We start from the raw sequence: 21327 nt of genomic DNA on the forward strand, positions 1-21327 counted from the left end.
TCCTTTTTTATACCGATTTCATACCGTAAGATTCCCGCCCGCGGCCGGCAAGGACGCCTGCGTCTTCCTATCGGTTTCGTCGACTTGCGCCGACTCTTTCTCTATCCCGTACAGCGCCAGCGCCTTCCTCGCCGTTTCCCGCATCCGCCATTTCAGGTAATCGCCTTCGATCACGCGGACCCTTTTGCCGAGAAAACGCAGTTTGGTCAGGACGTACTGGCTCTCGCTGCCCGTGAAGCTGAGGTGTATCCGGTAGATCTGGTCGCTTTCGTCGAACTCGACGCGCTTGTCGAAGCAGGAGAAAGCGTGCAGAATCCGCGTCAATTCCCCGTTGAACATCTTGATGACTTCCACGCTTGCTTCGTGGCGCGGGGCTTCGAGCAGCCCTGCCGCACGCGCGGACATCTCTTCGTAGCGGCCTCGGGACATCCGGGCTTCTTCGACCGAGACGATATGGCACAGCCGCGTGTTCATGGGCGAGCGGGTAGCGGAATTGTACCAGAGCAGATACCATTCGCGCTTGACCATCGAATACTCCAGCTTGCAAGGCAGGCCGGGTTGGGACGGATTGAGCTTGCCTTTTTTGGTCATGCACTGAATGGTCATGCCCTGCCGATTACGCAGGATACGGCGGATCGGAGCCAGCAGGGGATGCACGGTCTGCGTTTCGGCGTTGCCCGCTTTTTCCTCGAGTCCGTCCAGCAGATCCGGCATTTCGTCATCCAGCGTGCATTCCTGCAGTTTGGCAATCGTACGTTCTTCCAGCGCTTCGGACGCCGCCGGATGATCCAGCATCGATTTGAGCCAGGACCGTTCCTGCGACGTGAGCGTGTAGACGCCTGTTTCCTCGAGCCGGGACGACAGCTGATAGCTGAAGATTTTCTCAAACGGATGCGTCATAGTAGGCCTCGATCTCCTTCCATTCGTCGATAAACGACTGTCTGAGTTCCGCCGGTTCCAGCACTTCGCAGCTTGAGCCGAATCCCCGCAGCCACGGACGGATCTCGGTGACGCCGTTGACTTCGATCTCGTATACGAACGAATTCTCGTCGGCTTCCACGATCTGTCCCCATTGGCCCTGCATGCGCACGCGTTCTTCGATAAAGTCCGCCTGTTCGCGGCCCGGCCGGTAGAATCTCGCACGCACGGTGACGGGTTCGCCGGTATCGATCAGCCAACTGCGGCGCAGGCGTTCGTCGAGATTGGCTTTTTTGAGCGCGAAGTAGGCTTCCGGCACTTCCTGTTCTTCTTCGATCTCGATCATGCCTTCCATACGGAACTTGACGACCCGCCCTTTGGAGGCCGCGCCGATCAGATACCATCTGCCGTATTGGTGGTCGTAGACGACTTTGAGCGGCAGGGTGCTCTCGCGCCGGACTTCGGTTTCGCGGCCGAACAGAGGGTTGGTGTCTTTGGCGGCGTAGCTTTTGCGGTTTTTGGGCGAAAAATACTGGAACGAGATACGACGGCGCAGATGGATCATCCGCAGCAGCGTATACAGATGGGCTTCGTCCAGAATCCGCGCGTCATAATGATATTTGTACGAAAAAGGCTCCAGCAGTCCATCGTCCCATTCTTCCGCAGGCACCACGGACTTGAGCGCTTTTTTCAGGTTGTCGCGTAGCAGATAACCCTGAACCGACGGGATCTGCGTGTTCGCCATGATATCGACGAATTCGTACAGGTCGATCAGTTCTTTTGGCGACAGGCAGTCGGTCAGTTCGTTGTTGAGGATGTAGCGATAAGGCCGGCCGCCCGGCTCGCGCCGCACGACGCCGATCTCTTCGAGATAGCGCAGATCGGAGCGGATCGTTTTCTCATCCGGCATGGCCGCGTCGACCGGAAGCTGCTCGCAGCAGGCGTCGAGCAGTTCGGCCGCGGTCTGCGGCTGGCCTCTGAGCGCCGTCAGCAGGAGCGGCAGGCGGCGGCTCTCGGATTCCTTCATCGACTTGGCACGGTATAGGAACAGCAGCACCGGCTCGGCCGAGTCGGCATATCCGTAGCGGAACAGATCCGCAAAGTCCGCGTCCCCGCTGATCTCGCGCAGGCGGCGCACCGTCTTGTCGAAAGTATGTACGGAAATGCCCAGACGTCCCGCGAACTGCTGCCGGTCGTACCCGCCTCCGCTCAGCGCCAGCAGGCGCAGGAACTGGATTTCTTTGTCGAAACTTTCTTTGGCCATGGGACGTTCCTCGCTTTCTCGCTCCGATGATCGGGATCCGTTTGTCTGTTTTCATTGTAAAGGAATCGGAGCATGTATGTAAAAAACCGAAGGTTCTCTCGTAGACTCATTTTAAGCGGAAAAGAGAGCGGACGGACAGGGCGGAAGTATGGCGATCGCGGTATCGCCTGGCATACTTCGCGCCTTGGCGGGAGCATGGCGATCGGGATATCGCCTGGCATACTTCGCGCCTTGGCGGGAGCATGGCGATCGGGATATCGCCTGGTATACTTCGCGCCTTGGCGGGAGCATGGCGATCGGGGTATCGCCTGATATACTTCGCGCCACCGTCGCAGCCGGCGAGGTACTTCGCGGAGCAGGTATGCTCGATGCCTTCGGCATTCCGCAGAACTGCACGAACACCGGCACCGTCCTGCTCGAACCCGGCAAGTTCGGTCGTATATTCGACCGCCACGCCAAGCTCCGCGAGGCGGTCGGCCAGCAGACGTTCGTGGCGGCCCTTGAACGCAATATGCCCGCGGCGCCTGCCGTTGGCCCGGAAGTTGAATCCCGGCGCAGCATATCCGTGCTTGAGCGCCGCTTCGACCAGATCAAGCTGACGGTAGAGTTCGAGCGTGCGGGCCTGCACGGCAAGCGCGCGCGAAGTGATGCCGGGTTCGGTTCTTTTGTCGACAATGCGTACGCGGATCTGCTGCTTCGTCAGCCAGAGCGCCAATACCAGCCCTGTCGGGCCGGCTCCGCAGATCAAGACTTCGGGATCGGATGTCGGCATGGATCGATTGAGCTTCCTTTGTACAACTTGTATGAAGGGGGAAGAGGGAGCGTAACCTTACCTTTAGGGGTTGACAATGGATTACCCGGTTTGGGGCGCGAAGTCTAATAGACGATTCTATGATCGTCATACTTGCGCCCTGTTCCCGTTTCGCTCCCCACGCGAAGATAAACGCAGGCCAGGGACGACGGCATTCGCCGCAGTCCCGGATCGTCCGAGGCGCTTGGAAGGGTTACTTCGACTTCTAATCGTGCAGGCGCCGGTTCGAATCCGGCTTCCGTCATCACGCGGCGGAATAGCTCAGGGGATAGAGCGGCAAACTTACCTTTCCTCCTTTTCCTCGGACATGCTTGCAAGACCTGGACACGAATCGCCGGCGAGGCGCGGGAGAGGGATCCTTCGACAACCTCGGTAAAAAAACGGCAGCGGGCGGGTTCGAGCCCCGCCATCGCCTTCTCCGTTTTTTCTTCGCCGGCTTATCGTGCCAGCTTGTCGTAAGTATCCGACATGCCGTATTCGACAGCTTCATAGAAGTACCGCTTGGACGCAGGAAGTCCAACTGCGATTCTCCGGTCAAAGGACTGGACGGTCGGCGTGCAAGCGGCACCGCATCCCTACAAACAAGGAGGAACTCCCATGAGCCGCGCCGTTCAACGGTTTACCGAATCCCTTTATAATACGGAAGGATACCGGGCCCATCACCGCAGTGTCGAAGACGAATATCTGCAGATGCTGCTGACCAACACGCTTGGCCATACGTTCTATGCCGATGCCCACGATCTGCTGACGCAGGCGGCGGAAACGCACGAAGCCATGATCGAACTGAATCCGGAATTTATGGCCAAAGCGCTTGGATTCGCCCGTCAAAAAGGCTTTATGCGGCTGCAGCCGATCTACGGCTTGGCGGTGCTGTCCAAAGCGCGTCCCGATCTGTTCGTCCAGGTGTTCAAGCACGTGATTCTGATCCCGCCGGATCTGATGGATTTTCTGACGATTCTCAAAGGCATGGGCCGCGGCCAGGGAGGCCGGGCGGTCAAACGCCAGGTCGCGCTGTTCCTGCGGCAGACCTCGGAATACTGGGCGATCAAATACGGCGGCCGGGGCCGGGGATACAACCTCGGCGATGCGATCGCGACGGCGCATCCGATTCCGGCCGACGAGCGCCAGCAGGCCCTGTTCCGTTATCTGCGGGGACACGAGACGACGCTTGCGGACCTGCCGCAGATCGCGGCCGTCCAGCAGCTCAAGAAAGCGGGCAAAGACAAAGAACGCATCCGTCTGATCCGTGAAGGCAAGCTGCCCTACGAGACGGTGACGGGCGCGGTCACGGCGAACAAAAAGATCTGGGAAGCGCTGCTGTATCAGATGCCGACATTTGCGCTGCTGCGCCATCTGAACATGCTGGACCGCGAAGGGCTGCTGGAGCATCCCCAGCATCTGCGTTACGTAGTCGAACGGTTGAACGACGCCGAGGCGCTGCGCAAATCGAAGATTCTGCCGCTGCGTTTTGCGACCGCCTACGGCCAGGTCAAGCATCCGGTCGTCAAGGAAGCGCTGGCCCAGGCCGTCGATCTGACTTTTCAAAGTTTGCCGAAGCTGCCGGGCCGTACGGCGATCCTGCTCGATATTTCGGGTTCGATGGACGGCGAGTATCTGCGGACGGGTTCCGTATTTGCGCTGGCGCTGTACAAAAAGACCGGTGGGAATTCCGTTTTTCTGACTTTCGATCATGAGGTGCACGATCCGCAGCCTTCGCGAAACGCATCCATTATGCTCCAGGCGTCGCGGATTCGGGCCCGTGGAGGCACGGATACCGGAGCGCCGATGCGGCGTCTGGCCGAGCTGCAGGAGAACGTCGACCAGATCATCATCATCACGGATGAACAGCAGAACGAAGGCAGTCCTTTTTATACGGAGCTTCAGCGCTACCGGGCCAAGATCAATCGCAAGGCAAGGGCGTTCGTGGTCGATCTGTCGCCTTACCGCGGAGCGATGGTGCCCAAGGAAGATCTGAACACGCATTATATTTACGGCTGGAGCGATCAGGTGCTGGCTTATATCTCGGCGGCGGCGCAGGGTTTCGATTCGATGAGCGCGCATGTATCCCGGATAGAACTGGACCGAATGCAGGGAGAAGAGAGCAAGCATATCGATCAACGCGGGTAAAATAGAAGAAAAGCGAATAACGGACCGAGCCGTGCAGAGCATACGGAGCGGCCGTTTGCAGGAGAAGGAGGCCGTCATCATGAGTTACGAAACGATCGGAAAAGTACGGGTATGGGGCAAAGTGGACGAAGGTGCGCTCAAGCAGGCCCAGACGTGCGCCTACCACGGAGAGGTCGTGCAGACGCTGCTGATGGCCGACCATCACAAAGGCTACAGCCAGCCGATCGGCGGCGTGGTTGCGTACGAGGGACAAATCTCGCCGAGCGGCGTCGGCTACGATATCGCCTGCGGCAACAAAGCGGTGCGGACCAACCTGATGGCAGCCGACATAAAAAAGAAGATGAAGCCCATCATGGACGAGATCGGGCGCCGTATCGAATTCGGGGTCGGACGCTCCAACGCCAAGCCGGTGGATCACGAGCTGTTCGACGATCCGGATTGGTCGGTCTATCGGCAGATTAGCGGGAATGTGCATGACAAGCTCAAGAAGCTCGCGCGCGAGCAGCTCGGAACGGTCGGCAGCGGCAACCATTACGTCGACCTGTTCGAAGAACCGGAGACGGGCCGGCTGTGGGTCGGCAACCATTTCGGCAGCCGGGGCTTCGGCCACAAGACGGCGAGCGGGTTCCTGAATCTGGCGGCGGGCCGCGACTTTCTGGGCAAAGCGCCGGGCGAGAGCATGGATCAGCCGCCGGTGCTGCTCGATCTAAGCAGCGAGAACGGCGACCTATACTACCGCGCGATGAAGCTGGCCGGGCGTTATGCGTATGCGGGGCGCGATTACGTGATCGACCAGGTGCTCGGGATCTTGGGCGCGACGAGCGACTTCGAAGTGCATAACCATCACAATTTTGCCTGGAAAGAGCGGCATGAAGGCAAAGACTGCGTCGTCGTGCGCAAAGGGGCGACGCCTTCGGCTCCCGGGCAGCTTGGCTTTATCGGCGGCAGCATGGCGGATATTTCGGTGATCGTGCGAGGCAAAGACACGGCCGAGAACCGGGATTCTTTTTATAGTACGGTGCACGGAGCGGGCCGCGTCATGAGCCGAACCCAGGCTGCGGGCAAAATGAACTGGAAAACGCGCGTGCGCGTCGGCGGCGAGATTACGGAGGAGCGGATGATGAGCGCGGTCAAGCAGTTCGATGTGGAGCTGCGCGGAGGCGGAACGGACGAGAGTCCGTTCGTGTACCGCAAGCTGCGCGAAGTGCTGGACGCCCACTCCGAGACGATCGAGGTGCTGCACACGCTCAAGCCGATCGGCGTGGCGATGGCGGGTGCGAACGAGTACGATCCGTACAAGGATTAGACATACCCCGAGTCCCGTTCCTGCGAACGGGGCTTTTGGGCATGGAAGAATAAGGGGAACTCAACGGTTCCAAGAGAGCAGGCAGGCCGACGGCCCGGAGATGAAGTAGAATAGGGAGCAGGAACCTGCCGATAAGACACTGCTGGAAAAGAGGAGAATCCAAGATGGACCCATCGAACAAGAACCGCGCATCCAAGCCGCCTACCGCGGAGCGCGACAAGAAAATCAGCAAGCTGATGACGATGATGCTGCGGCATGCGCCGGAAGAATTCGGACTGCGGCTGGATCCGGAAGACGGATCGTGCGAACTGTCCGAACTGCTGGCAGCCGTGCGTCTGAGAACCGGTTACGAACAGATCACGGAAGAAGAGATCCGGGGCGTGGTCCGCCGTTCGGACAAACAGCGCTTCGAAATTCTGGAGCCGCAGGATCTGGCGGAAGCGGGAGCTGCGGCGACAGCCGGAGCGGAAAAGCCCGGCGAAGAAAAGGCTGGACAGCCACGGGAGGCAGAAGCGCGGGAAGGCTTTGACGCAGGCGATGCCGCGCCGCGGATCCGTGCGCGCTACGGCCACAGCTTCGGGAAACTGACCTATCCGCAGGGTACGCCGCCGGAGACGCTCTATCACGGTACGCATCTGCAGGCGCTGCCTTCGATCCAGGAACACGGGCTGCTGCCGATGGGACGCGAGTACGTCCATTTGTCGGCGGAGACGCAGTTTGCCGCTCTGGCCGGGCGGCGGCGCGGCAAACTGGCCATGCTGCGGATCGATACGGCCGCCGCGTCCCGGGCAGGCGTCGTCTTCTATGATGCCGGCAGCGGGGTATGGCTGGCCGAACGTGTGCCGGCGGACGTGCTGACGGCAGAAGGCGCGGAGGAATCGGATGTTCAAAGGGGGAATCGGCGATGAAGGCATCAGAGGGCAGTAAGCATCCGAACGCGGATCGCCGCACGATCGATATCGGAATCAATCTGATGCACCGGTCGTTCGGAAGCGACCGCGAGCAGGTCGTCGAGACCGCGGCCGAAGCCGGCGTTACGCGGCTGATTCTGACCGGAACAAGCGTCCGCAGCAGCGAAGCGGCGGCGCAGTACGCGGCGCGTTATCCCGGCCGGCTGTACGCGACGGCCGGCGTGCATCCGCACGACGCCAAGAGCTGCGGCGAATCCACGCTGCGCAGCCTGCGCGAGCTGGCTGCGGGAGACGCCGTTGTCGCGATCGGCGAATGCGGATTGGACTACAACCGCGATTTCTCGCCGCGGGAGGTGCAGCGGGAATGGTTCGCGAAGCAGATCGCGCTGGCCGCGGAACTTGCGCTGCCGCTGTTTCTGCATGAGCGCGACGCGCACGCCGACTTCGCGCAGCTGCTGCGCGAACATCGGCCGAAGGATCTGCCGGCGGTCGTGCACTGTTTTACGGGCAGCGAGGAAGAACTGCGGACGTATCTGGAGATGGGGCTGCATATCGGCATCACCGGCTGGATCTGCGACGAGCGGCGCGGCGGAGCTCTGCGCGAACTGGTGCGGCTGATTCCGCCGAACCGGCTGATGATCGAGACGGACGCGCCGTTTCTGACGCCGCGCGATCTGCGTCCCAAGCCGAAGGACGGCCGCAACGAACCGGCTTTCCTGCCGCATATCGCAGCGGCAGTAGCTGAGTGCACTGGACGGAGCACGGAAGAGATCATGCGGGAGACGACGGAAACGGCGGAACACTTTTTCAACTTGTAAGAGCAATATCGAAGGACGGAATAGAACATTTCGAATTGAATATGTTAATATGAGTGTTATTAAGCGGAAGACAACAGCGCAAGTCCAATCTGGCCGATAACAAGGCATGCGAAGGAGATCGAAAGGATGCGTAAACTTGTATTTTTCGTAGGAGGCGCCGGGAGCGGCAAGACCACGCTGGCAAAAGGAATCACTGACAAGCATCATGCGGTCTTCCTGGATATGGATACCGTGTCCCGCCGGGCAAGCGAGAAGATCATGCGGATTGCGGGCCACGATCCCGACGACCGCGATTCGGCGGCTTACAAAGAATTGTGCCGGGATCTGGGCTATGAAATGACGATGGATGTAGCGCGGGAGAATCTGGAGCTGAATGCCGACGTATTCGCGGTAGGGCCGTTCACCAGCGAGATCCGGAATGCGAACTGGATTCACGAAGAACTGGCGAAGATCGGCGCCACCGTCAACGACGTCGAAGTCAAAGTCGTGTACGTCTATCTCGCCGATATGACGCAGTACAAGAAGCGTATCGAAGAACGCGGACACAAAGCCGACGAGTGGAAGCTGGCGAACTGGGACCTGTTCGTGAAGCGCATGGAACGGACCGATGTGGCGTGGGACCTGCCGGGCGATTCGGTTCTCTATTTCGATAACTCCGCTTCGACGCTGGAAGAAAATACGCTTGCGGTCGAGCGTTTTGTGTACGGCACACGGGATTAGACGAAAAAAATCTGCGTGCCGCCGGAACAATAGGCCGGGCGCAGCTTGCCAAAAAAACGAGGCTTCTCCACTGGGAGAGGCCTCGTTTTTGGTTAGTCTTATATCGTATTTGGTGGGTATGACGCTGTCCAGCCGCGGAATGATCCGCGATAGACAGGCTTGCATGCGGAACTTACGGTTCTTCTTCCCGGTCGTACAGCCGGCTCTTCGGCTGTTCGTCCTTCAGATCCCTGGACAAACGGCGGAAATGCCGCATATGAAGCACGAAAGTGTAGGCACGCAGCGCAGCCAGCAGAACAGGCAGCAGAATGCCGGGCAGCGTATACAATTCGAAGTAGAAGATGGCGGCAATCGCCAAGGCGACGAACAGCACATCGAACATCATTTTCTGCTGCAGACGCAGCTGGAGCTTCCGCTTATCCATCCGCAGGTTCTCCGCTGCGTCCGCCTGCCGCCTGGCCTTCCGCCGCTTCCCGCAGCCGGACGGCAAATTCGTCTTCCGACAGGATCCGGACGCCGCTGCCGCCCGCCGCAAGCCGCGCGGCCGACTGCGTCTTGCCGCTCATATACCCGCCTGCGGCGTATTTCGCATAGTCGCTGCGTCCGACGACCACATAATCGGTCTTCCATTCGACCGATTCGGCGCACAGCGCGCCCAGTCCGGCGGCTGTGCGCTGGGCTTCTTCGCGTTTCATGCCGCTCAGGCGCCCCGAGAACACAATCCGCTTGCCGTAGAGCGGATTGCCGCGGTCGGCCGCCGGATTCGGCGCAGGAGGCGCGGCTTTGCTCTTCGCAGCCTGACCGGGCGCGATGCTGCCGGCCGCGGAACCGCCGGTCTTCCCGGCGGCCGCTGCGCTTCCCGTTCCCCGCGCGGCGGAAGCCGCTGCTTTTCGGCTCCGTCCGCCTTTGGCGTCCGAAGAAAAGGTGACATGCTCGCCGCTGTCGAGCATCTGGCCCAGCCGGTAGCCGTAGCGCTCGGCCAGCCCCCCGCAGTCCGACGCTTCGCCTTCTTCCGAGCAGCGAAGAAAGATACGGGCGGCCGCCCGCGCGTCTTCCAGCGCGTCGTGATGTTTGAATGCGTTCAAGCCCAGTTCGCGGGTAACCGTATTCAGTTTATGGTTCGGCATATCCGGCCAGATTCTGCGGGCCAGCAGGCACGAGCACATGTAGCGGATATGCGGCAGTTCCAGTCCGTGCGTCTCGGCGCTGCGCCGCAGTACGCTCATATCGAACGAAGCGTTGTGCGCGACCAGCACGCGGTCTTCGATCCGCCGCCGCAGTTCGGGCCAAATATCGGCAAAAGACGGCGAGTTGACGACCTGGTCCGGCGTGATGCCGTGTACCGCGATGCAGAAGTAATCGAAGTCGTCGTGCGGATTGACGAGCGTGTAATATTCGTCGACAATTTGCCCGCCGCGCACCTCGACAAGACCTACCGCGCAGACGCTTGCCCGTTTGGCATTGGCCGTTTCAAAGTCGATGGCCACAAAGTCCATAACGTCGATCCTCCTTTTGGGAATAGAATGCCGGTCAGCTGCCGATAAACGGACAGCGCCGGACGAAATCGGGTTTGCCGACCTGGTCGACCAGGAAGCGCGCAACGTCGCCGTTGTAGATCCGGTTGCCTGTCATCCGTTCGGGATCGGCTTTGACCGCGCATCCGCCCTGGCCTTCCTTGACGACCGGCAGACGGACCAGCGTCCATTCCACGGAGCTGTGCTGAAGCACGTTCAGTTCCTGCAGCCGGTCGGAAGCGAACTGCGGATGAAGCGAACGCAGCATGCGGGAGACGACGCGGCCTCCAAACGACTTGCGCTCGCCCTGGACTTTGAGCGACAGTCCGGTTACGCCGATATAGCGCCGTACGCCGGCCCGTTCCATTTCTTCGATCACACGGCAGGTCACCGTGCTGTAAAGCGGTTCTTCTTCCGGCGGTCTGCCGAACGTATTGATGACGGCGGAGCAGCCGGCCAGCAGTTCGCGCAGCGAATCGAAACGCGTAACGTCTCCTTGCACAACGGACAGTCTCGCGGCCATTTCCGGCGGAAGCTGCATGCTTCGCACGTTCCGGACAAGCATCCGCACCCGGTAGCCCTGCTGCAGTGCACAGCTGACGACATAGCGTCCCACGCTGCCCGTTCCGCCGATGACGGCGATGAGCTTAGACTGATTCATGTGACCCTCCATCTATATCGATCCTGGAAATTCGGTATCGGGATCTGCCGCCGCTGCGGCGGCAGTCCTCTTTACCATTATGCGATTCCGGCGTTCCGGTTTCAACTTTGCAGCCTTTGGGTCGGCATACACCCGGTTCCGCCCGCCGGCGCACGGTTTGACCCCGGCGCGCAGAGCAGGCAGGATCGGACTTGAGCGTTCAGACTTCGGAGGATCTCTTCCGGAGTCTTTTTTTGCCTTGGCGTGATACCAAGCAGCTTCAATCGGGTATTGATACAAGAGCAGCCTGCCTGCTCGATCGACCGAATTCCATGACAATCAACCCGGGAGAACACTATGATCCTATTTGAAGAAGTAACCAAAGTTTATGACGACGGGCGTACGGCTGCCGCCGGATTGTCTTTTGAAGTCCAAAAAGGCGAATTTTTCGTTCTGATCGGCCCTAGCGGCTGCGGCAAAACGACGGTGCTCAAGATGATCAACCGTCTGATCGAAGCGAGCGGAGGGCGGATCGATATCGACGGCCGTCCGATCGACGGATACAAGCTGAACGAACTGCGCTGGAATATCGGGTACGTGCTGCAGCAGATCGCCCTGTTTCCCCATATGACCGTGGCGGAGAATGTCGCGGTCGTGCCGGAGCTGATGAAGAAGCCCCGCGAAGAGATCGACAAGACGGTGGACCGTCTGCTGCACCAGGTGGGACTTGACCCGGACGTATACCGCGGCAAACGTCCGGACGAACTGTCCGGCGGCCAGCAGCAGCGGGTAGGTGTGGTGCGCGCGCTTGCGGCCGATCCCGATATCCTGCTGATGGACGAACCGTTCAGCGCCCTGGACCCCGTCACGCGGGAAAAGCTGCAGAACGATCTGTTGGAACTTCAGCGCACCATCCGTAAGACAATCGTATTCGTGACCCACGATATGCGCGAAGCGCTCAAGCTCGGCGATCGGATCTGTCTGATGAACGGCGGACAGATCGTACAGATCGGCACACCGGACGAGATCGTGAACCGCCCCGCGAACGACTTCGTGCGCGAGTTTCTGGGCGGGGAGAACGCGAGACTTCCGCTGCGCGGAGCCCGCTTGTCCCTGACGGCCGAAGAACTGTGCGAGCCGCTTGAACCCGACAGCCGTCTGGCGGTCGACGGCGCGGTCACGATCGGAGCCGACACCGAGCTCGGGGAGCTGCTGTGGCATCTTGCGGCGGAAGAACGGCTGCTGGTGCGAAGCGGCGATGTGGTGGTCGGACTCCTCGAGCGTGAACGGACGCTCAAGCGGATTGCCCGCGAGCTGGACGAAGGGGGCGAAGAGCGATGAATACTTTTCTTGATGTGCTTGGCGAACGCCAGGGTCAGCTCTGGTCGACGCTTGGCGAACATATCGCCCTGTCGTTCATATCCCTGCTGATTGCTTCGCTGATCGCGGTTCCGCTCGGCCTGCTGCTGGCGCGAAGTCCCCGCTCCGCGGAAGGCGTGATCGGAGTCACCGCCGTCCTGCAGACGATCCCGTCGCTGGCGCTGCTCGGCCTGATGATTCCGCTGCTTGGGATCGGCCGTGTCCCGGCTGTTGTCGCGCTCGTCATTTATGCGCTGCTGCCGATTGTACGCAATACGTATACCGGCGTGCGCGAAGTGGACCCTTCGCTGCTCGAAGCGGCCGACGCGATGGGCATGAACCGCCGCCGGAGGCTGATCCGCGTCGAGCTGCCGCTGGCGATGCCTGTCATCATGGCGGGGCTGCGTACGGCAACCGTATTGATTATCGGGACAGCCACGCTGGCCGCGCTGATCGGCGGGGGCGGTCTCGGCGAGCTGATCCTGCTCGGGATCGACCGCAACGACACGAACCTGATCCTGCTCGGCGCTATCCCTGCAGCCCTGCTGGCGATCATTTTCGATACGGCGCTGCGTTTCCTCGAGAAGCTGTCGCTGAAGCGTTCGCTCGCGGCATTGGGCGGGTTCGCTATCGTAATTGCCGCGTTCCTGGTTATCCCGCTCTTCGGCCAATCGGGCAAAGCCGACCTGGTGATCGCGGGCAAACTGGGGGCGGAACCGGAAATCCTGATCCATATGTACAAAGAATTGATCGAGCAGGATACCGACCTTGAAGTTGAACTGAAGCCGGGTCTCGGCAAGACCTCGTTCGTATTCGCGGCTCTGCAAAATGGGGACGTGGATATTTATCCGGAATTTACGGGAACGGCCATCAGCGAATTCATGAAGACGACCGCGGTCAGTACCGATGCCGCGGAAGTGTATGCCCAGGCCCGGGACGGCATGAAAAGCAAGTTTGACATGGCGATGCTTGAACCGATGGCCTACAATAATACGTACGCGCTGGCCATGTCGAAGAAATTGGCCGACCAGTACAAAGTCAAGACGATCTCCGATCTCAAGCCGCTGCAAAATAACCTGGAAGCCGGATTTACGCTGGAGTTCTCCGACCGCGAAGACGGCTACCTCGGGATTCAGGAGCGGTACGGAATCAAGTTCCATACCGTATTTACGATGGAGCCGAAAGTCCGTTATCAGGCGATCGAGAGCGGCGACATCGATCTGCTCGACGCCTATTCCACGGACAGCGAGCTGGCGCAGTACGATTTGACCGTGCTGGAAGACGATCAAGGACTGTTCCCGCCTTATCAGGGCGCTCCGCTTATGCTTCAGAGCACTCTGGAAGCCCATCCGGAGCTGGCCGGCACGCTGAACGTATTGGCCGGGCAGATCACCGACGACGAGATGCGGAAGATGAATTATGCGGTCAATGCGGAAGGGCGTCCGGCGGCGGAAGTGGCGCGGGAGTTCCTGACGGCCAAAGGGCTGCTTGACAGCCGTTAAGAGCGGCCGAAGAAGCGGATGACCCGGGAAAGGGCGGATCGACATGCAAGAAGGAATAGGATCGGTTCCTGCGAAACCGGCCGAGTATTATCCCCGCAAAGGCAAAATGCTGCAAATTGCTTTGTTTGGCCTTCTATTCATTATAGCGGGGTTTTATCTGATGATTATCGGCTTCGGGCCGGGGGAAGATCATTCGATCTTCGGCGGAATCATGGGGGTACTGTCGCTGCTGCTCGGATTGGCGGGATTGGTTTTGGGGCTGAAGCGGTCGTTAAGCCGGCAGCCGGGGCTGATCCTCGACGAGAACGGGCTGTACGACCATACATCGGCTTCGGGCGCCGGATTTGTGGCCTGGAGCGCGATCAGCCGGATTGAACCTTATGCGCTGATGAACCAGCCGTTTATCGGCGTCGATCTGTACGATCCGGCCGAATTTCTTGAGCGGTGCGGCGCGCTTTCCCGGGGCTTGATGAAAGCGAACCGCGGACTCGTATCGTACCCGGTCAATCTTGCGATGCAGGGTTTCGGGCGCGAAGCGGCGGATATTCTGATCGAGATGGAAGCGTACTGGCAGCGTTACGGCGCTCCGGGCGCAGCGCCGAGCAGCACGGAAGATCCCGACCGAAGGTACTGAGATTGGGCGGGGGATAACGGTTTCCGAACGAATACGTCAAAAACACCGAAAAGGCCGCGGCCTTTTCGGTGTTTTTGTGTGGGCTGCGCGTCTGCGCAAAACTGCCAAACCTGTTTATTTCGGCACGTTTCCGCCCGCAATCCGGTCTCCCGAATCGCCGGAAGGATCGGTCTTCTGATCGTCCGGGCCGGCATGGATGATCACCGAGCGGCCGGCGATCGACATCGGGCTGTCCGGCTGAAGGTCCGCGCCTTCAAGGAAAAATTCCTGCGAGACTTTGCCGTTTGCGGCCACGGTCAGGTTCTTGGTGAAGTCGCCGACATGCGCGCCTTTGGGATTGTGATGGCCGTGCTCGTGGGTGGTCGGATTGAAGTGGCCGAGCGCGGTCGCGAAATCGCCGCCTTTGATCGGCATCTGGTGAATATGGATACCGTGCGGGCCCGGCGGCAGTCCCATCAGATTAACCTGTACGCGTACGCCGTCTTTTTCTTCCGTCAGATCGATGCTGCCGCGGGTTTTGCCGTCGGCATTTTTGACGATCGTCTTGGCGGAGCCGGCCGAGATCGCTTGGTTCGACGCATCCCAGTACACGGGAACGTCAAGCATATCGCCGACGGCACGCACGGGCACATAGGTCGTACCGTTGTAGCTCAGCGCCGAAGGATTGGTTCCGTTGTGATGGCCGGTAGGCGCCGGTGTCTGCTGGCGTTCGCCGAACGCGAAAAAAGTGACTTTGGAGACGACCGCGGAAACGGATGTGCCGGCTGCTCCGGCCGTCAAGCCCGAGAACAGGACGGCTCCGCATACGAATGAAGCCGCGAGGTGCTTTTTGCCGAGAGGTTTTTTGGCCATGTCTGGAATTCCTCCTTGGAAGTTGGGATCGGACGGGAAAGCGCTCTTCGCTGGTCCTTACCCGTGCCCGAATCCGGCGAAACGAAAGGTGTAAGCTGTTTTATAGTCAGGTCTGTAAAATAGTGCTACCCAGAGAGCGGCCGATTTGCTACAGTAGAAAAACTGGATTTGGCTTCAGGGAGAAACGATGCTTCGAACTTTATGGAATAAAATGGTATACTTTAATTATCCTTAATCAGGGAAGAGGGATCGCGGTTTGCATAAAACGATCAGTCTGGCGCTTGGTTCGATCTGCGCCGTCTTTCTGTTTTTTACCATGATATCGGCGATCCGTTTCGTACAGTCCGCCTGGCAGGTGCCGCAGACGCAGATGCAGGAGACGGACCGGTACCGGCTTGTGCTGATTACGCAGGATCTCGGCACGCCGTTCTGGAACAAGGTGGGCGAAGGCGCGGAAGAAGAAGCCCTGCGGCTCGGCGCCAATCTGGAAGTATGGGGGACGTACGGGGAAGACCGCGAAGATTTTCTCAAACAGCTTGAGATCGCGATCGATTCCAAAGTGGACGGGATTATCGTGCAGGGCATGGACGAAGACCAATTCGACCATCTGACCAAAGTCAAAGCGGCTTTTTCCGGGATTCCGGTCATTACGGTCGCAAGCGATGTGCCGATGTCCGAAAGCATGCGCAAAACGTATGTCGGTTCCGACGCGCGGGCTGCCGGGAAAATGCTGGCGGAGCGGCTTGTCCAGGACATGGGAGCAAAAGGAACCGTGGTGCTGATGGGCGACGAACGCGAAGAATACGATCAGAAGCGGAGAGTCGAAGGCGTTCGCGGCGTATTGGACGCTTATCCGGATATTCGCGTGGAAGAGGTGACCACCTCCGACGAAGAAGAGAAGGTCGCCGCGGCCACGCAGGCGGTCATGAACCGGTTTCCCGGTGTGAGCGCTTTCGTCTCGGTCGATGCCAATCTGACGGCGGCCATGGTCCAGGAGATCGGACGGCGCTCGCAGATCGCCCCGTATCATCTGTATTCGTTCGACGATAACCCGGAGATCCTGCCGCTGCTGCGCCAGGGCAAGCTGGACGGCATCGTGGAACAATCGCCGGGCGAGATGGGACAGACGGGGGTACGCATGATGATGCGCTGGCTGGACGGGGAGACCGTGCCGCTGGACACCGAAGGCTATCCGACCGCTATCCGCTTTCTGACGACGGAGGATGCGCCATGATCGGAATCCAACGCAAAATCTGGACGCTCACGGCACTGGTCATGTTCATCATGGCCGCGATCTGGATCATGCTGACTTATTACAACCAGAAGACGCAGGATCAATACAACGACATTTTGCAGCGGTATCTGAATATGAACGAAGTCACGGCGGCGAGCCGCCAGACCGTCAACTCGCTGAACATCTACCTGCTCACGCCGACCGAAGGCAATCTCAGCAGTCTGCGGCGGAGCGAAGAAGAACTGCGCGCTGCCCAGAGTTCGGTCGGCCTGCTGCGCAACGGGAAGAACGATTTCGCGCTGACGAGCTACATGAATTTGATCGACAGCCTGCTCGAAACGACGGACCGTTCGGTGCGGTTCAAATCGGAGCGGGAAAGCGAGGAATCGACGCGGACCTTTGCCGAAGCGACGCGCATCTCCCGGTATATCTCGGAGATGACGCTGCAGCTGCTCGATATCGAACTGAACACGTACGAGCGTTTCTACCGCAGTATCATCGAACAGGCCCAGGAGCTGAAGAAGCTCGGCATCTGGATTCTGCTGTCGATCACATTCGGGCTGCTGCTGTTCACCTACTGGTTCTCGCTCAGTATCACAAGGCCGGTGCAGCAGCTGACCAAAGCCGCCCAGGAGCTGGCAAAAGGCCGGTTCGAGCGGCAGATCGTCGTGAATTCGACGGACGAGATCCACTTTCTGGCGACCACTTTCGAACGCATGCGGATCAATATCAACAACCTGATCTACGAAATCCGGAAGAAAGCGCGGCTTGAGAGCGAACTCCAGCAGAACCGGCTGCTGCTTCAGGAGAGCCAGCTGCGCAGTTTGCAGAGCCAGATCAATCCCCATTTTCTGTTCAATATTCTCGATACGCTGTCCAAAAAAGCTTTTCTGGAAGGCGCGGAAGAAACAAGCGATCTGCTGGTCAGCGTCGCCGGCCTGCTGCGCTACAATCTGAAGCGGCTCGACCGCGCGGTCACGCTCTACGACGAAGTTCGCGTGATGCGTCAATACATGGAGATCCAGTCGGCGCGCTTCACGGATCGGCTCAATCTGGTGACGGAGATCGACGAGAAATGCCTGTCCGTCCAGATTCCGGGTCTGACGCTGCAGCCGATTGTGGAAAATGCGGTGATCCATGCAATCGAACCGTCGGAAAGCGGAGGGACGATTACCGTAACGATTGCGGACGGCGGCGACGCGGTGTGGCTGACGGTCGCGGACGACGGCCCGGGCATGAGCGAAGAGAAGCGGACGGGCATTCTCGAAGAGCGCGAGATGCAGCCGGAAGGACACTCCACGGGAATCGGCTTCGGCAACGTGGTCCGGCGGCTGAGATTGTTCTACGGCATCAAGGATGTAATCGAAATCGACAGCGGAGAAGGGCGGGGCGTACGGGTCCTGCTCAAATTACCGAAGACAAGGAGAAGCGACAACGATGACGAAGCTGCTGATCGTGGATGACGAACAGGTCGGTCGGGAAGGCCTGCAGGCCATACTGCAAAAAGGTTTCCCCGAACTGACGATCGAACAGGCGAAAAACGGGAAGATGGCGGTGGAACTGGCGGAATCGTTCCGTCCCGAGCTGATTCTGATGGATATCAAAATGCCGGGCATGGACGGGCTGGAAGCGGCGGAGATTATCGGCAAAAAATACCCGGCGATCAAAATCGTCATGGTTACCGCTTACGATACGTTCGATTATGCACGCCGGGCACTCAAGCTCGGGGTCAAAGACTACCTGCTCAAACCAAGCAAAGCGGGCGAAATTAAAAAGACGGTCGGCCGCGTGCTGGAGCAGATCGGCGAGGAAAATATCGAACGCGAGCGCAGCCGTCTGCGCGAAGACGCGTTGGAGCGGGTGATGCCGGTTATCGAGACGGACATCGTGACCCAGCTGCTGTTCGATCATGTGCACGAAGTGCATTCGGACGAACTCGTGTCCTGGCTCGGGGCGGATGCCGGCAGCGAGACTTTCGCGCTGTCCGTGCTGGTGCCCGACGGAGCCGAAGGCGCCTACGGCGCAATCCGCGACCGGGTACGCCGCGAAGCCGCGGGCTGGGTCGGGGCGCTGTACGGCCGGCAGATTCCGGTGATCGCGTTCCGCGACCGCAGCCGGCCTTTTCGCGCCCAGGCTTCCGACCTGGCCCGGGGGCTGCTCGAAGCCGGCAGAACCCGTTCGAACGTGCACGAAGGCTGGTTCGTCGGCGTGGGCAGCGTCTGCGCTTCGCTGGCGCAGGTGCGGCAGTCCTACCGCGAAGCGCTGCTTGCCACACCGGACCCGCAGCAGCCTGTCCGTTACCGCCTGTATACGGACAAGCCGGAGAGCGGGAATTCGGATTCGGTACTGGATTATCCCGACAAGCGCTGGGAACAGCACTTTTTCGAACAGATTCGGGTCGGCGACTGGGACGGGATCCGGACGGAAACGCTGGATTTCCTGCGCCGCTGCGAGAGCGAAGGGGCGGACCACCTGCAGGCGCAGCAGCGCGTATCGGAGCGCCTGTGGGTCGCGCTGCGCGTACTCGCGGAGATGGGCGTGGACATGGACACGCCGACCTTCTCGTTCCAGGCGCACGATTACCGCCAGCTGCGCGCCGAGACCGGCTCGATCCTGGACCGGATCAAGCAAGCGTACGCGGAGCACCTCGACCGGATCAAGCCGGACACCGTACGGCGGATCAAGCAGTATATCGCCGAGCGTTCGCACGAAGACATTTCGCTCGAATCGATCGGCGAGAAGTTCGAACTGAGCCCTTTTTATATCAGCAAACTGTTCAAGGAGCAGGTCGGCGTCAACTATATCGACTTTCTGACCCAGTGCCGAATCGACAAGGCGAAGAAGCTGATGAGCGACCCGGCCCGCAGCCTCAAAGAAATCACGTTCGAAGTCGGCTACCACGACCCGAACTATTTCAGCAAAGTATTCAAAAAGATGTGCGATATCTCGCCGACGGAATACCGCAAAGCCCTCCTGGGAGGCGCAGAATGACCACCGAACGAAGCCGCATAGCAGGCGAAGAGGAATGTCGGTGGGAAACCACCGAACGGAGCCGCGCAGCAGGCGAAGAGGAATGTCGGTGGGAAGCTGCCGAACGGAGCCGCACAGCAGGCGGAGAAGGCTGTCGGCGGAGAAGCGCCGAACTCCGCCTTCGCCTACTGCCTCTGCTCGCAGTACTGGCGCTGCTGCTCGCGCTTGCAGGCTGCTCCGGCAGCGAACAGCCCGCGCCGCCCAAGGCTGCCGGCAGAGCCGTTCCGTCAGCCTCGACGCCAAGCGGCACCGGCAGCGCAGCGCCGGCTTCGGATGAAGACGCTGCGTCAGCGGCGGACAAGCCGGATGCCGTAAGCGGCGAGAAGCCGATCACGATCGGCTTTGCCATGGATACGCTGCTGGAGGAGCGCTGGAAGAAAGACCGCGACCTGTTCGTCGAAGCCGCCGGGAAACTGGGGGCGGACGTGATCGTCAAGTCGGCTGCCGGCGACGATGCGAGGCAGATTTCCCAGGCGGAAGCGATGATCAGCCAGGGCGTCGACGTACTCGTCGTCGTGCCGCATAACGCCGAAGCGACAGCGGCCATCGTCAGCAAAGCGCATAAATCCGGAATCAAAGTGCTGTCGTATGACCGGTTGATCAAAAACGCGGATGTCGATCTGTACGTTTCGTTTGACAATATCGAGGTGGGACGTCTGCAGGCCCAGACGATTGCGAAGCTTGTTCCTTCCGGCAATTATGTCTATATTGGCGGGGCCGATACGGATAACAACGCGCATCAATTCAAAGACGGCGTGTTCGAAGTGCTCCAGCCGCGGATCGATCGCGGCGATATCCGGATTGTCTACGACCAGTGGTCCAAAGACTGGAAGCCCGTATACGCACTGGACCATACGCGCGAGGCGCTGGACGCCAACGGCACCGGCGGGATCGACGCCGTGATCGCGGCCAACGATGCCACGGCGGGCGGCGCGGTGCAGGCGCTGGCGGAATACGGCCTGGAAGGCCGCATTCCGGTCGCGGGCCAGGACGCGGACCTTGCGGCGATGCGCCGGATCGCTTCCGGCACGCAGACGATGACCGTCTACAAGCCGATCGGCCGGCTGGCCGAAGAGACGGCGCGCCTGGCCGTCGCGCTCGCCAAAGGCGATCCGACCGGCGCGACCCGCCGCGTCAACAACGGCAAGATCGAAGTGCCGTCGATCCTGCTTAAGCCGATCGCCGTCGATGCCTCCAATCTGGAGGAGACGGTGATCGCCGACGGTTTTCATTCGCGGGAAGACGTGTATGGGGCGGAAGAAGGCGAGTAAGGCGGAGGTTTAGCGGGGATGCAGCGCCGCAGCCGAGCTTTTTGGACAAATACCTGCATGGCGACCGTTATTTCCTCCAAAGGCCGCTCGGGACGGAGAATACCTGCAGGAGAGCACCTATTCTAAGCGGATCGAGCGGAATCAGGTACCGGAACCTCAAATAAGTGCCGCCGCGCACTTATTTGGATCCAACCAGCCGTTAACCAAGAAATAACGGTTCCTGTGCAGTTATTTTGCGTCAGGCCGCCCCGGAAGCTCCAAACTTCCAATTTCCACTCCAGTACTGCCCGCCTTCGACTCCGGTACTGTCCGCTCTCGACTCCAGTACTACTCGCCTTCCACTCCAGTACTGCCCGCCTTCGACTCCGGTACTGTCCGCTCTCGACTCCAGTACTACTCGCCTTCCACTCCAGAAC

Annotated in this window: 19 protein-coding genes; 12 read left to right on the forward strand and 7 right to left on the reverse strand. The window is 59.9% G+C overall.

What is annotated here, in order from left to right:
- Positions 1-18 precede the first annotated feature (18 nt).
- The 3 genes from HRQ60_RS18335 to HRQ60_RS18345 form a co-directional block, all read right to left on the reverse strand.
- Complete coding sequence (locus HRQ60_RS18335) at positions 19-900, reverse strand: WYL domain-containing protein (protein ID WP_172198507.1); 882 nt, start codon at positions 898-900, stop codon at positions 19-21.
- On the reverse strand, positions 884-2182 hold the full coding sequence (locus tag HRQ60_RS18340) for a helix-turn-helix transcriptional regulator (RefSeq protein WP_172198510.1): 1299 nt from the start codon (positions 2180-2182) through the stop codon (positions 884-886). The genes HRQ60_RS18335 and HRQ60_RS18340 overlap by 17 nt, the downstream gene beginning before the upstream one ends.
- A 106-nt stretch (positions 2183-2288) precedes the next feature.
- The gene (locus tag HRQ60_RS18345) at positions 2289-2954 is read right to left on the reverse strand and encodes an FAD-dependent monooxygenase (RefSeq protein ID WP_172198513.1); all 666 of its coding nucleotides are present in this window, start codon (positions 2952-2954) and stop codon (positions 2289-2291) included.
- Between the two features lie 636 nt (positions 2955-3590).
- On the opposite strand from HRQ60_RS18345, the gene HRQ60_RS18350 reads away from it, so the two are divergent.
- From HRQ60_RS18350 to HRQ60_RS18370, 5 genes are all read left to right on the forward strand, one after another.
- Entirely contained in the window at positions 3591-5120 is a 1530-nt protein-coding gene (locus HRQ60_RS18350; protein WP_172198516.1) for a TROVE domain-containing protein, read from the forward strand.
- Between the two features lie 79 nt (positions 5121-5199).
- Entirely contained in the window at positions 5200-6426 is a 1227-nt protein-coding gene (locus tag HRQ60_RS18355; RefSeq protein WP_172198517.1) for an RtcB family protein, read from the forward strand.
- A gap of 164 nt (positions 6427-6590) precedes the next feature.
- Complete coding sequence (locus HRQ60_RS18360; protein ID WP_172198518.1) at positions 6591-7334, forward strand: RNA 2'-phosphotransferase; 744 nt, start codon at positions 6591-6593, stop codon at positions 7332-7334.
- Positions 7331-8155 carry a TatD family hydrolase gene (locus tag HRQ60_RS18365; protein ID WP_172198519.1) on the forward strand — a complete coding sequence of 275 codons (825 nt, stop codon included), beginning with the start codon at positions 7331-7333 and terminating at the stop codon, positions 8153-8155. The genes HRQ60_RS18360 and HRQ60_RS18365 overlap by 4 nt, the downstream gene beginning before the upstream one ends.
- A 126-nt stretch (positions 8156-8281) precedes the next feature.
- Positions 8282-8875: a P-loop nucleotide/nucleoside kinase family protein gene (locus tag HRQ60_RS18370; RefSeq protein WP_172198520.1), complete on the forward strand. Its 594-nt coding sequence runs from the start codon at positions 8282-8284 to the stop codon at positions 8873-8875.
- A gap of 172 nt (positions 8876-9047) precedes the next feature.
- On the opposite strand, the gene HRQ60_RS18375 is transcribed toward HRQ60_RS18370, so the two are convergent.
- Genes HRQ60_RS18375 through HRQ60_RS18385 form a run of 3 tightly spaced genes read right to left on the reverse strand, consistent with a single transcriptional unit; the run spans position 9048 to position 11050 of the window.
- The gene (locus HRQ60_RS18375; protein ID WP_172198521.1) at positions 9048-9299 is read right to left on the reverse strand and encodes a hypothetical protein; all 252 of its coding nucleotides are present in this window, start codon (positions 9297-9299) and stop codon (positions 9048-9050) included.
- On the reverse strand, positions 9292-10371 hold the full coding sequence (locus HRQ60_RS18380) for a 3'-5' exonuclease (protein ID WP_172198522.1): 1080 nt from the start codon (positions 10369-10371) through the stop codon (positions 9292-9294). The genes HRQ60_RS18375 and HRQ60_RS18380 overlap by 8 nt, the downstream gene beginning before the upstream one ends.
- Positions 10372-10405: 34 nt before the next feature.
- Positions 10406-11050 carry an NAD(P)-dependent oxidoreductase gene (locus HRQ60_RS18385; protein WP_172198523.1) on the reverse strand — a complete coding sequence of 215 codons (645 nt, stop codon included), beginning with the start codon at positions 11048-11050 and terminating at the stop codon, positions 10406-10408.
- 336 nt (positions 11051-11386) lie between these two features.
- On the opposite strand from HRQ60_RS18385, the gene HRQ60_RS18390 reads away from it, so the two are divergent.
- Genes HRQ60_RS18390 through HRQ60_RS18400 form a run of 3 tightly spaced genes read left to right on the forward strand, consistent with a single transcriptional unit; the run spans position 11387 to position 14524 of the window.
- Positions 11387-12370 (forward strand): ABC transporter ATP-binding protein, encoded by a 984-nt coding sequence (locus tag HRQ60_RS18390; protein WP_172198524.1) that lies wholly within the window; start codon positions 11387-11389, stop codon positions 12368-12370.
- The gene (locus HRQ60_RS18395) at positions 12367-13890 is read left to right on the forward strand and encodes an ABC transporter permease/substrate-binding protein (RefSeq protein ID WP_172198526.1); all 1524 of its coding nucleotides are present in this window, start codon (positions 12367-12369) and stop codon (positions 13888-13890) included. Before HRQ60_RS18390 ends, HRQ60_RS18395 begins: the two co-directional genes overlap by 4 nt.
- Before the next feature lie 43 nt (positions 13891-13933).
- Positions 13934-14524: an STM3941 family protein gene (locus HRQ60_RS18400; RefSeq protein ID WP_172198528.1), complete on the forward strand. Its 591-nt coding sequence runs from the start codon at positions 13934-13936 to the stop codon at positions 14522-14524.
- 114 nt (positions 14525-14638) lie between these two features.
- On the opposite strand, the gene HRQ60_RS18405 is transcribed toward HRQ60_RS18400, so the two are convergent.
- A complete protein-coding gene (locus tag HRQ60_RS18405) occupies positions 14639-15376 on the reverse strand; it encodes a superoxide dismutase family protein (RefSeq protein ID WP_172198531.1) in 738 nt (245 codons plus the stop codon).
- Positions 15377-15632: 256 nt separating this feature from the next.
- Between HRQ60_RS18405 and HRQ60_RS18410 the strand changes: the two genes are divergently transcribed.
- From HRQ60_RS18410 to xylF, 4 genes are read left to right on the forward strand one after another with little or no spacing between them, the layout of a single operon-like run.
- A complete protein-coding gene (locus HRQ60_RS18410) occupies positions 15633-16610 on the forward strand; it encodes a sugar ABC transporter substrate-binding protein (RefSeq protein ID WP_172198533.1) in 978 nt (325 codons plus the stop codon).
- Positions 16607-18073 carry a sensor histidine kinase gene (locus HRQ60_RS18415; protein ID WP_172198535.1) on the forward strand — a complete coding sequence of 489 codons (1467 nt, stop codon included), beginning with the start codon at positions 16607-16609 and terminating at the stop codon, positions 18071-18073. Before HRQ60_RS18410 ends, HRQ60_RS18415 begins: the two co-directional genes overlap by 4 nt.
- The gene (locus HRQ60_RS18420; protein ID WP_172198537.1) at positions 18048-19601 is read left to right on the forward strand and encodes a response regulator; all 1554 of its coding nucleotides are present in this window, start codon (positions 18048-18050) and stop codon (positions 19599-19601) included. The genes HRQ60_RS18415 and HRQ60_RS18420 overlap by 26 nt, the downstream gene beginning before the upstream one ends.
- A complete protein-coding gene (gene xylF, locus HRQ60_RS18425; protein ID WP_172198539.1) occupies positions 19598-20911 on the forward strand; it encodes a D-xylose ABC transporter substrate-binding protein in 1314 nt (437 codons plus the stop codon). The genes HRQ60_RS18420 and xylF overlap by 4 nt, the downstream gene beginning before the upstream one ends.
- Positions 20912-21327: the final 416 nt, after the last annotated feature.

It is taken from the genome of Saccharibacillus qingshengii (assembly GCF_013185195.1).
Classification (GTDB): Bacteria; Bacillota; Bacilli; order Paenibacillales; family Paenibacillaceae; genus Saccharibacillus; species Saccharibacillus qingshengii.

Bases quoted from the DNA above. Each gene is read 5' to 3' on its own strand.
- HRQ60_RS18355 (WP_172198517.1), top strand. From the start codon at position 5,200: ATGAGTTACGAAACGATCGGAAAAGTACGGGTATGGGGCAAAGTGGAC.
- xylF (WP_172198539.1), top strand. From the start codon at position 19,598: ATGACCACCGAACGAAGCCGCATAGCAGGCGAAGAGGAATGTCGGTGG.
- HRQ60_RS18335 (WP_172198507.1), bottom strand. From the start codon at position 900: ATGACGCATCCGTTTGAGAAAATCTTCAGCTATCAGCTGTCGTCCCGG.
- HRQ60_RS18345 (WP_172198513.1), bottom strand. From the start codon at position 2,954: ATGCCGACATCCGATCCCGAAGTCTTGATCTGCGGAGCCGGCCCGACA.
- HRQ60_RS18395 (WP_172198526.1), top strand. From the start codon at position 12,367: ATGAATACTTTTCTTGATGTGCTTGGCGAACGCCAGGGTCAGCTCTGG.
- HRQ60_RS18405 (WP_172198531.1), bottom strand. From the start codon at position 15,376: ATGGCCAAAAAACCTCTCGGCAAAAAGCACCTCGCGGCTTCATTCGTA.
- HRQ60_RS18385 (WP_172198523.1), bottom strand. From the start codon at position 11,050: ATGAATCAGTCTAAGCTCATCGCCGTCATCGGCGGAACGGGCAGCGTG.
- HRQ60_RS18400 (WP_172198528.1), top strand. From the start codon at position 13,934: ATGCAAGAAGGAATAGGATCGGTTCCTGCGAAACCGGCCGAGTATTAT.
- HRQ60_RS18370 (WP_172198520.1), top strand. From the start codon at position 8,282: ATGCGTAAACTTGTATTTTTCGTAGGAGGCGCCGGGAGCGGCAAGACC.
- HRQ60_RS18375 (WP_172198521.1), bottom strand. From the start codon at position 9,299: ATGGATAAGCGGAAGCTCCAGCTGCGTCTGCAGCAGAAAATGATGTTC.
- HRQ60_RS18350 (WP_172198516.1), top strand. From the start codon at position 3,591: ATGAGCCGCGCCGTTCAACGGTTTACCGAATCCCTTTATAATACGGAA.
- HRQ60_RS18360 (WP_172198518.1), top strand. From the start codon at position 6,591: ATGGACCCATCGAACAAGAACCGCGCATCCAAGCCGCCTACCGCGGAG.
- HRQ60_RS18420 (WP_172198537.1), top strand. From the start codon at position 18,048: ATGACGAAGCTGCTGATCGTGGATGACGAACAGGTCGGTCGGGAAGGC.
- HRQ60_RS18380 (WP_172198522.1), bottom strand. From the start codon at position 10,371: ATGGACTTTGTGGCCATCGACTTTGAAACGGCCAATGCCAAACGGGCA.
- HRQ60_RS18415 (WP_172198535.1), top strand. From the start codon at position 16,607: ATGATCGGAATCCAACGCAAAATCTGGACGCTCACGGCACTGGTCATG.
- HRQ60_RS18390 (WP_172198524.1), top strand. From the start codon at position 11,387: ATGATCCTATTTGAAGAAGTAACCAAAGTTTATGACGACGGGCGTACG.
- HRQ60_RS18340 (WP_172198510.1), bottom strand. From the start codon at position 2,182: ATGGCCAAAGAAAGTTTCGACAAAGAAATCCAGTTCCTGCGCCTGCTG.
- HRQ60_RS18365 (WP_172198519.1), top strand. From the start codon at position 7,331: ATGAAGGCATCAGAGGGCAGTAAGCATCCGAACGCGGATCGCCGCACG.